General features: G+C 73.7%; 5 protein-coding genes. 3 read left to right on the top strand and 2 right to left on the bottom strand.

The features are described from left to right. The 3 genes from JS521_RS14980 to JS521_RS14970 form a co-directional block, all read left to right on the top strand. Positions 1-5784: non-ribosomal peptide synthetase (locus JS521_RS14980; protein WP_239487303.1), on the top strand; the 5784-nt coding region annotated here is incomplete at its 5' end. A gap of 5 nt (positions 5785-5789) precedes the next feature. After that, positions 5790-6005: an MbtH family protein gene (locus tag JS521_RS14975; RefSeq protein WP_205083478.1), complete on the top strand. Its 216-nt coding sequence runs from the start codon at positions 5790-5792 to the stop codon at positions 6003-6005. Next, positions 6002-7465, top strand: coding sequence for a DHA2 family efflux MFS transporter permease subunit (locus tag JS521_RS14970; RefSeq protein WP_205083477.1), 1464 nt, complete (start codon positions 6002-6004; stop codon positions 7463-7465). Before JS521_RS14975 ends, JS521_RS14970 begins: the two co-directional genes overlap by 4 nt. 90 nt (positions 7466-7555) lie before the next feature. Here the strand turns inward: JS521_RS14970 and fes are convergent, their stop codons facing one another. After that, on the bottom strand, positions 7556-8839 hold the full coding sequence (gene fes, locus JS521_RS14965) for an enterochelin esterase (RefSeq protein ID WP_205083476.1): 1284 nt from the start codon (positions 8837-8839) through the stop codon (positions 7556-7558). 37 nt (positions 8840-8876) lie between these two features. Continuing rightward, on the bottom strand, positions 8877-9994 hold a 1118-nt coding region (locus JS521_RS14960; RefSeq protein ID WP_205083475.1), incomplete at its 5' end, for a FecCD family ABC transporter permease.

The following is a 9994-nucleotide window of genomic DNA, read 5'->3' as shown; positions in this document are numbered from 1 at the left end:
CGCTCGTGGTGGGGGGTCTGTTTCGGGGGGGGGTATACTGGGGCTTACTCCGAAGCGGGCCGGCGATGGCAGCGGGGGGCGGGGGCGACCGAACCCGCCGTCGCACCCGGGGCCCGGCTCACCTTCGCCGAACTGGACGCCGCCTCCGACCGCCTGGCCCACCTGCTGGCCGGGCTCGCCCCCCACGACGACAGCACCGGCACCAGCACCGTGGCGCTGGCGCTTCCCCGGACCGCCGACATGGTCGTGGCGCTGCTGGCCGTGCTCAAGGCGGGCCGGGTCTGCCAGCCGCTCGACCTCGGCCACCCCGCCGCCCGGACGCTGGCCGTCCTCGAAGACGCGCGCCCGCTGTGCGTGATCGGCACGGCGGAGACGCTCGCCGCGCTGCCCGACCACGGGCTGCCGGTCGTCGCGCTCGACTCCGCCGCCACGGCCGACGCCCTCGCCGCCTGCCCGGACGGGCCGCTTCCCGCCGGGCCCGCGCTCGCGGACCCCGCCTATCTCATCCACACCTCCGGTTCCACGGGACGCCCCAAGGGCGTCCTCGTCAGCCACGCCTCGCTCGCCAACCTCTGCGCCGGACACGGCACGGACCACATCGCCCCGGCCGTGGCCCGGACCGGCCGGGACCGCCTCCGGGTCGCGCACAGCGCCTCGTTCGCCTTCGACGCGTCCTGGGATCCGCTGCTGTGGATGGTCCACGGGCACGAACTGCATCTGCTGGACGACGCCGCCTACCGAGATCCGGCGGCCCTCACCGCGTACGTGGACACGCACCTGGTCGACTATCTCGATGTCACCCCCTCCTACGCCGAAGCACTGCTCGCCGAAGGCCTGCTGGACGAGGGCCGCCACCACCCGGCCCATCTCGTGGTCGGCGGGGAGACCGTCCCCCCGGGCCTGTGGGAGCGGCTGACCGGGGCCGCAGCCGTGCACCCGGTCAACCTCTACGGGCCGACCGAGACGACGGTCGACGCCTACTACTGGGTGCCGGGGGACACGGCCGCCCGGCCCGCCGGCCGCCCCGTGCGCGGCTCACGCGTCTACGTCCTGGACTCCTCCCTGCGTCCGGCGCCCGCCGGTGTGACGGGTGAGCTGTACGTCGCGGGGGCCTGCCTGGCCCTCGGCTATCTGGGCCGTCCCGACCTGACGGCGGAGCGGTTCGTCGCGGACCCGTTCGGTGCGCTGCACGGCGACGCCGGGGGCCGCATGTACCGCACGGGGGACCTGGTGCGCCGCCGCGAGGACCACACGCTGGATTTCCTGGGCCGCAGCGACGACCAGGTGAAGATCCGGGGCTTCCGGATCGAGCTCGGCGAGATCCAGGCCCGGCTCGCCGCCCACCCGCAGGTCGCGGCGGCCGCCGTCATCGCCCGGGACACCGGCCACGGCAAGCGGCTGCTGGCCTACGCCGTGCCGTCGAAGGACGCCGCGACAGCGCCCGCGCCGGGCGAGCTCCGTGACCATCTGGCCGCCGCGCTGCCCGAGCACATGGTCCCCGCGACCGTGACGCTGCTGGACGCGCTGCCCCGTACCGCCAATGACAAGCTCGACCACCGCGCCCTGCCCGATCCCGCATCGCTCTCCCCCGCCATCGGGGCGGAGACCGTCGGCGGGAGCAACCCGCACACCGAGATCGTGCGCGGGCTCTTCGCCGATGTGCTCGGTATCGCCGAACCCCCGGCCGCCGACGCGGGCTTCCTCGACCTCGGCGGGCACTCGCTGCTCGCCGCACGGCTGGCCGCCCGTATCCGGGAGGACTTCGGCGTGCCGATGAGCATCGCGGACGTCTTCCGCCACACCACGCCCGGCGCCCTCGCCGCACTGGTCCGCACCCGCAGCGGCGCGGCCGTAGCGGCCGTCCCGCTCGTCCTCAGCGTCAACGGCCCCCTCGACGGGGACGTGCTCCAGCTCGCCCTGCACGATCTGGTGGATCGTCACGAGACACTGAGAACGGTATATCCGCCCACTGACAACGCCCCCGGATCCGATGGGGACAGCACCCCCCACCAGCTGATTCTCCCTCCGGGCCAGGAATCTGCCCGCCCCGTGCTGCACCTGGCCGAGCCGGGCACCGATCTCACCGGGGCGGTGCGGTACTGCTTCGACCTCGCCACCGAACCCCCACTGCGCACCGTCCTGTTCAGCGAGTCGCCCGACCACCACACGGTTCTCCTGCTGCTGCACCACATCGCGGGCGACGGGGCTTCCACCACTCCCCTGGCCCAGGATCTGGCCACCGCCTACACCGCCCGCGCCGAGGGCCGCGTACCGGAGTTCCCGCCGCTGAACGGCCAGTACGTGGACCACGCGGCCCGGCTCCAGCTGCTCCTGGGCTCCCCGGCCGAGCCGACCGCGCTCGCCGAGGCCCAGCTCGCCCACTGGCGCGAGGCGCTCGTCGGGCTGCCGGACCAGCTGGAGCTGCCCACCGACCGGCCCCGGCCGCCGGTGGCCACCTCGGCGGGCGACACCGTGCCCTTCGCCCTGGACGCCACGGCGCACGAGGCGCTGCGCCGGCTCGCGCGGGCGCACGGGGCGACGGTGTTCATGACCGTGCAGGCGGGGCTCGCCGCCCTGCTGACCCGGCACGGTTGCGGCACCGACATCCCGCTCGGCACACCCGTGGCGGGCCGCGACGACGATGCCACGGCAAGGCTCGTCGGCTTCTTCACCAACACCGTGGTCCTGCGCACCGACACCTCCGGCGACCCCGCCTTCGGTGACCTACTGGACCGGGTGCGGGCGACCACCCTGGCCGCGTACGAGCACGACGCGCTGCCCTTCGACCACCTGGTCGAGGCGCTGAACCCGCCGCGCTCGCTGTCCCGGCACCCGCTGTTCCAGACGATGCTGGCCTGGCAGTCGATCGCGGACGGGCCCGTCGCCCTCGGCCCGGACGCCACCGCGCGACTCACCGCCGTGCCGTCCGGGACCGCGAAGTTCGATCTAACCCTGAACGCGGGCGAGCTGCCCGGCGGCGGGATCGGCGGCTTCCTGGAGTTCCGTACCGACCTCTTCGACCGGTCGACCGCCCAGGCCCTGGCGGACCGGCTGTCCCGCCTGCTGGCGGCTGCCGCCGAGCGGCCGGAGACCCCGGTCGGTCTGCTCCCCGTGCTCGGTGAGGACGAGGTGCACCGCGCCTTGGTCGAGGCCAACGGCGTGCCTTCCGGCGATCGGCCCGCGCCGCTCACCCTCGCCGAGGTGTACGGGGTCGCGGCACGCCGCCACCCGGAGCGAGTCGCGGTCAACCGTGAGGGCGCGTCGCTGACGTACGCCGAACTGTCCTCCCGCGCCCAGTCGTTGGCCCGGCTGCTGGCGGACCGCGACATCGGCCCCGGCTCCGTCGTGGCGCTCGCGCTGCCGCGCTCCCTCGACCTGGTGGCCGGGCTGCTCGCGGTGTCGCTGGCGGGGGCCGCGTATCTGCCGATGGACCCGGACTACCCGGCGGACCGGCTCGCGTACATGCTGGACGACGCCCGGCCCGCGGCACTGATCACGGACTCGGCGACGGCGGGGACGCTGCCCGCGCACGACCTGCCGCTGATCACGGTGGACGAGGCGGCCGGGTTCCCGGACGGGCCGATCACCCAGGCGGACCGCACCCGGCCGCTGACCCCGCAGGACCCGGCGTACGTCATCTACACCTCGGGTTCCACCGGACGTCCGAAGGGCGTCGTGGTCACCCAGCACAATGTGACGCGGCTGCTGACCGCGACCGAGCACTGGTTCTCCTTCGGGCCGGACGACGTGTGGACGCTGTTCCACTCCTACGCGTTCGACTTCTCGGTGTGGGAACTGTGGGGCGCGCTGCTGTACGGCGGCCGGGTTGTCGTCGTGCCGCATGTGACCAGCCGTGACCCGCACGCCTTCCTCCGGCTGCTGGCGGAGGAGCGGGTGACCGTCCTCAACCAGACGCCGTCCGCCTTCTACCAGCTGGCCGCCGCCGACCGGGAGGCTCCCGGTCACGAACTGGCCCTGCGGTACGTGGTGTTCGGCGGCGAGGCGCTGGAGCTCGGGCGGCTGGCCGACTGGTACACCCGCCACCAGGAGAACGCGCCGACGCTGGTCAACATGTACGGCATCACCGAGACGACCGTCCATGTCTCGTATCTGGCACTGGACCGGGCGACCGCCGCCTCCGCGATCTCCAGCACCATCGGCGTCAACATCCCCGACCTGCGCGTCTACGTCCTCGACGACCGGCTCCAGCCGGTGCCGCCCGGGGTGACCGGCGAGATGTACGTCGCGGGCGAGGGCGTGGCGCTCGGCTATCTGGGCCGCCCGGACCTGACGGCGGGGCGCTTCGTCGCCGATCCGTTCGCGCATCTCTTCGGGGGGAGCGGACGGCGGATGTACCGCTCGGGGGACCTGGCCCGGCGGCGCGTGGACGGCACCCTGGAGTACTTCGGCCGGGGCGACCAACAGGTCAAGATCCGCGGCTTCCGCATCGAACTGGGAGAGATCGAGGCGGTGTTGGCCGCACATTCGGAGGTCGCGGATGTGGCGGTCGTGGTCCGCGAGGACTGGCCAGGCGACAAGCGGCTGGTCGGTTACGTCGTCCCCGCGCCCGGTACGGACCCGATCCCGGCCGCTCTGCGCGAGCACGCCGCTGCCACGCTGCCGGTGCACATGGTGCCCTCGGCGGTGGTGGTGCTGGACCGACTGCCGCTGACCGGCAACGGCAAGCTGGACCGCAAGGCGCTGCCCGCGCCGGGCGTTCCGGTGACCGCCGGCGGCCGCGCCCCGCGCACGGTCCGCGAGGAGCAGCTCTGCTCGATCTTCGCGGAGGTGCTGGGTCTGCCGTCCGCCGGGGTGGAGGACAACTTCTTCGACCTGGGCGGGCATTCGCTGCTGGCGGTGCGCCTGGCCGGGCGGATCAGGTCGGCGTTCGGCATCGAGGTGTCGATCGGCACGGTGTTCCAGGCCCCGACACCCGCCGCGCTGGACACGGCACTGGACGTATCGCGCGAGGAGGATCCGCTGGATGTGCTGCTGCCGCTGCGGCCCGCGCGCCCGGGCGACCGCGCCCCGGTCCACTGCGTGCACCCGGCGGGCGGCCTGAGCTGGTGCTACGCCGGTCTGATCCGCCACCTGCCGGCCGATGTGCCGATCTACGGGCTCCAGGCCCAGGGCGTCGGCGAGGCGACGGCGGACGAGCCGCTGCCGACCACGCTGGAGGAGCTGGCCGCGCACTACGCCTCCCGGATCCGGGAGGTCCAGCCGGATGGCCCCTACCGGCTGCTGGGCTGGTCGACCGGCGGCATCATCGCGCACGCGATCGCCGCAGTGCTGCAAGAGGTGTGCCAGGAGGTCGAGTTGCTGGCGATCCTGGACGCGTACCCCGCCGAGGGCTTCCGCGACCTGCCGGTGCCCGATCAGGCAGAGGCCCTCGAATCGCTGCTCACCATGGGTGGTTACGGCCCCGAGAGCCTCGGCGACAAGGAACTGAACACCGCGAACGTGGTGGAGGTGCTGCGCCGCGAGGGCTCCCCGCTGGCCGCGCTGTCCGCCGCGAAGATAGAGGCGCTCGGCGAGGTGTACCTCAACACCAACGACCTCGTACGGGCCTACGACCACCGGGTGTTCCGGGGCGATGTGCTGTTCTTCCGGGCCACCGTGGACACCATCGACGACACCCTGACGCCCGAGACCTGGACCCCGTACGTGAGCGGGCGCGTCGACAACACGAACGTCGCCTGCTCGCACAAGGACATGACCCTGCCCGAGCCGATCGCGCACATCGCGCGCGTGGTCGCCGACCGACTGACCGAGCTGGAGAAGTGACACCGATGAGCGACGCATCCGCCAACCCCTTCGACGCGGACGGGGAGTTCCTCGTGCTGACCAACGCGGAGGGTCAGCACTCGCTGTGGCCGCTGTTCGCGGCGGTGCCCGAGGGCTGGTCGACGGCGCACGGTCCGTGCGCCCGGCAGGACGCGCTGGACTGGATCACCGCGCACTGGGCCGGCCCCACGCCCGCCCCCGTCGACGCCACCGCGCGGTGAGCGGGCTGCTGATCCGGCCCCGGATACGCCCCCGGGTCGCGGTTGTCCTCGTCTACACGGCCGCGATGTGCATGAACGGCCTGGACTCGACGATCGTGAACCCGGCGCTCTTCACGATCGCGGGCGACTTCGGCCGCCCCCTGTCCGCTGCCAACACCGTGGAGACGGCCTTCCTGGTCGCGCTCGCGGTGGGGCTGCCGGTGGCGGGGTGGCTGGGCGACCGGTTCGGGACGAAGCGGGTGTTCCTCGGCGCGCTGACGGCGTTCACGATCGCCTCGGCGGTCTGCGGTCTGGCCCCGGGCCTGAACACGCTGGTGGTGGCCCGCGCCGTACAGGGCCTGGCGGGCGGGTTGTTGACCCCGGTCGGGATGACGCTGCTGTTCCGGGCGTTCCCACCGCACGAGCGGATGAAGCTGGCCAAGGTGCTGATCGTGCCGACGGCGCTGATGCCCGCGCTGGGTCCGCCGCTGGGCGGCCTGCTCACCGAACACCTCTCCTGGCACTGGCTGTTCTTCGTGAACGTGCCGATCGGCGCGGCGGCGGTGCTGCTGGGCGTGTTCGGTCTGCGCGAGCATGTCGAGGGCCCGGAGGGGAAGTTCGACACGGTCGGCTTCTGGCTGGCCACTCCGGCGCTGGGGCTGCTGACGTACGCGCTCGGCTTCGGCCCCTCGCAGGGCTGGACGAAGCCCGCCGTCGCCGTGAGCGCGGTCCTCGGCTCCGTCCTGCTGGTGGCGGCGGTCCTGCACCAGGTGCGGGCGAAGACGCCGTTGCTGAAGCTGCGGCTGTTCGCCGATCGGGTGTACGGGTCGGCCTCGGCGCTGGCCGGGGTGACCGCGGCCGGGCTGATGGGCGTGCTGTTCGTCTTCCCGCTGCTCTACCAGGCGAGCCTGGGTGCTTCGGCGCTGGACGCCGGGCTGAGCGTGTTCCCGGAGGCGGTGGGGCTGATGTTGGCCTCGCAGGTGGTGGACCGGCTACTGCCCAGGCTCGGTCCCCGGCTGCTGACCGTGCCGGCGCTGCTGGTCGCGGCGGCGGTCTTCGGGGCGCTCGCGGTGCCCGGGGTTGCGGAGAACGCGTGGAGTGTGCGCGGGCTGATGTTCCTGATCGGTCTGGTGCTGGGGACGGCGGTGCTGACCGTGCAGATCTCCGGCTTCGAGTCGATCGCGCCGCCCGACATGGGGCAGGCGATGGGCCTGTTCCAGATCGTCCGCACGCTGGGCGGCGCGCTGGGCATCGCCGCCTGTGCGGCGGTGATCGGCGGCGGACACGTGACGGAGGCCGTCGACCCGGGCCCGTACCGTACGGCGGTCTGGGTGACGGCGGGGCTCGTCGCGGTGGGCGCGCTGATCGCGCTCCGGCTGCCGCGCGAGGCCCCGCAGCCGCCGTCGTTCGACGACGAGGACGGCCCCGAGGCGCCCGGTGAGGGCCTCGCGGCCGAGGAGGCCCCGGTCGTCAAGGGCTGAGCGGGCACATGAGTGAGGGGCGGGCGGCATCCGGAGGGGGATGCCACCCGCCCCTCACTCATGGTCGGGACGCTCGGTCACGGCGTGGGCTCAGCTTTCGCCGAGCAGTTCCGCCAGTCCGTCCGCCAGGCCGCCGCGCCAGCAGGCGTAGTCGTGGCCGCCGTTGAACTCGCGGTAGCGGACGTCGTAGCCACGGGCGCGCAGCACATTGCGGAACCTGCGGTTCTCCCCGAGCAGCATCCATTCCTGGAGGCCGACCTCCAGGTGGAGGGTGACCGGCCTGTGCTCCGCCCACGCGTACTGCCCGGTGAGCCATTCGGTGCCGCGTTCGTCGTCGGGCCACCAGAAGGAGCCGGACTGGGAGAGGGCGAGGCCGAAGCGGTCGGGGCGCTGGAAGGCGGCGAACGCCGCGGTGAGGCCGCCCGCGCTCTGCCCGGCGACGACGGTGCGTGCGGCGTCCGCCCCGGCACCGTACTCCCGCTCGGTCCAGGGCAGCAGGGTGTCGGCGAGCCAGTCGACGAACGGGGCGCTGCACGCGAGGTCGTCCATGCGCCGGCCCATGGTGTCGACCAGGACCGCGACCGTGGGCGGCAGGTCTCCGTCGACGTGCAGGTTGTCGAGGATGTCGCCTACGCCGAGGACCGGGCCCCACATCTCGCCGTCCAGCAGCACGGCGAGCGCGTAGGGGCCGCCGTCCGGGCGGTGGCCCGGCGGCAGGTGGACGGTGATCCGGCGACCGTCGGTCTCGGCGTCGAGCGTGCGCCCCCGGGCCACGTCGTCGCGCCGCCCAGTGCGTGACTGCACGGGGGCGTCGGGGAGTTCGAGGACGGAGGCGGGGTTGCGGCCGTCGCGGGAGGGCAACGGGGCGCGGTTGTTGAGCGGGTCGGGTTCGGCCTGGTCGAGGACCTGGAGCCAGCCGGCCCGGTCGGCGCGCAGGGCGTCCTCGCGGGTGCCGTCCGTGGCGTGGAACTGGTACGAGGCGCGGTGGTCGGCGCGCAGCCGGTAGCCGATCGCCCAGACCCCGGTGCCCTCGATGCGTTCCATCAGGTGGGGGGCCAGGTCGCCCGCGTGCCGGTCCTTGTCGGTGACCGTGTGGACGAGGGCGAGGACGTGGGTGGCGGGGCGTGCGGGGTCCTCGCGGCGGACGAAGGTGACGAGCCGGTGGTCCGGGTCGCCCTCGGGGTCGGGTTCGACGAGGGGGGTGCCGGTGGTAGCCGCGTACCCCCAGAACGCCTCCTCCGCGTGGGGCTTGTCGGCGCGGACGTCCGTGAGGAGCGTACGCAGCAGAGGGCTTCGCACCGTTGTCGCCTCGGGTTCGGCCGGTTCCGTGGATACGGGAGGGGGCGGCGGGTTCTTGCGCGGCGGGTAGGTCATGGGTGTCCCGTTCTTCCTGTACGTGGGTGGCGGTCTGCTACACGCGGGTGGCGGCCGAGCGGCCGAGCAGTACCCAGAGCAGGAAGGGGCCGCCGAGGACGGTGGTGACGATGCCGACCGGGAGCTCGACGCCGTCGAGGACGATGCGGCCGAGGGTGTCGGCGGCGACGACCAGGACGGCTCCGGTGAGCATCGAGCCGACGAGCGGCACGCGCAGTGGTCCGGCGAGCCGGGAGGCGATGACCGGGGAGGCGAGCGCGACGAATCCGACGGGGCCGCAGATGCCGACCGCGAGGCCCGCGAGGGCGACGGCCAGGAGCAGAGCGAGGGCGCGGACCCGGCCGGGGGCGGAGCCGAGCGAGGAGGCGGTCGCGTCGTCGAAGCGCAGGACGCCCAGGTGGCGGGCGACGGCGAGGCTGATCGGGACGAGGACCGCGAGGCCGATGAGGACGGGGACGGCGACGGAGTAGCTGCGCCCGTTGAGGCTGCCCGAGGTCCAGACGTACAGCGAGCCGGCGGAGCTCAAGGACCTTCGGGAGAGGACGACTTGGGTGATGGCGGAAGCCAGGGCCGACATGGCGAGGCCGACGACGAGGACGCGGTAGCCGCGCTGGCCGAGGCCGCCGGAGACCGTGGTGACGACGATGACGGCGACCAGTGCGCCGATCGGCCCGGCCCACCACGCGCCGAACGTTCCGGTGGCGCTGAGGGTGACGGAGAGCAGGACGGCGGCGGTGGCCCCGTCGTTGACGCCGAGGAGTTCGGGGGTGGCCAGGCGGTTGCGGGCCAGAGTCTGGGTGAGGCAGCCGGCCAGGCCGAGTGCCGCGCCGGCGGTGAGGCCGGCGACGATGCGGCCCAGGCGGAACTTCTGCACGAGCAGGACGTCGAAGCGGTCCCCCTGGCCGAACACCGCGCGGAAGGTGCGGCCGACGCCCATGTCGCTCTGGCCCGCGTAGGCGGAGAGGACGACGGCGAGCAGGAGGGCTCCGGCGAGGGCGAGCGCGGCCAGTGCGGCGCGCCGGGTGACGAGGAGGGACAGCGGGCCGCGGCGCAGGACGAGGGTGTCGGCCGGGCGGACCCGCAGGGTCTTGGTCTTCGGGGTGCGGCGGGCTAGGCGCTGGAGCATCGCGGGCAGGTCGAGCGTGGCGTCGGAGG

The sequence above is a fragment of the Streptomyces durocortorensis genome, assembly GCF_016901035.1.
GTDB classification, from domain to species: domain Bacteria; phylum Actinomycetota; class Actinomycetes; order Streptomycetales; family Streptomycetaceae; genus Streptomyces; species Streptomyces durocortorensis.
This window is presented reverse-complemented; position numbering and strand designations above follow the sequence as displayed.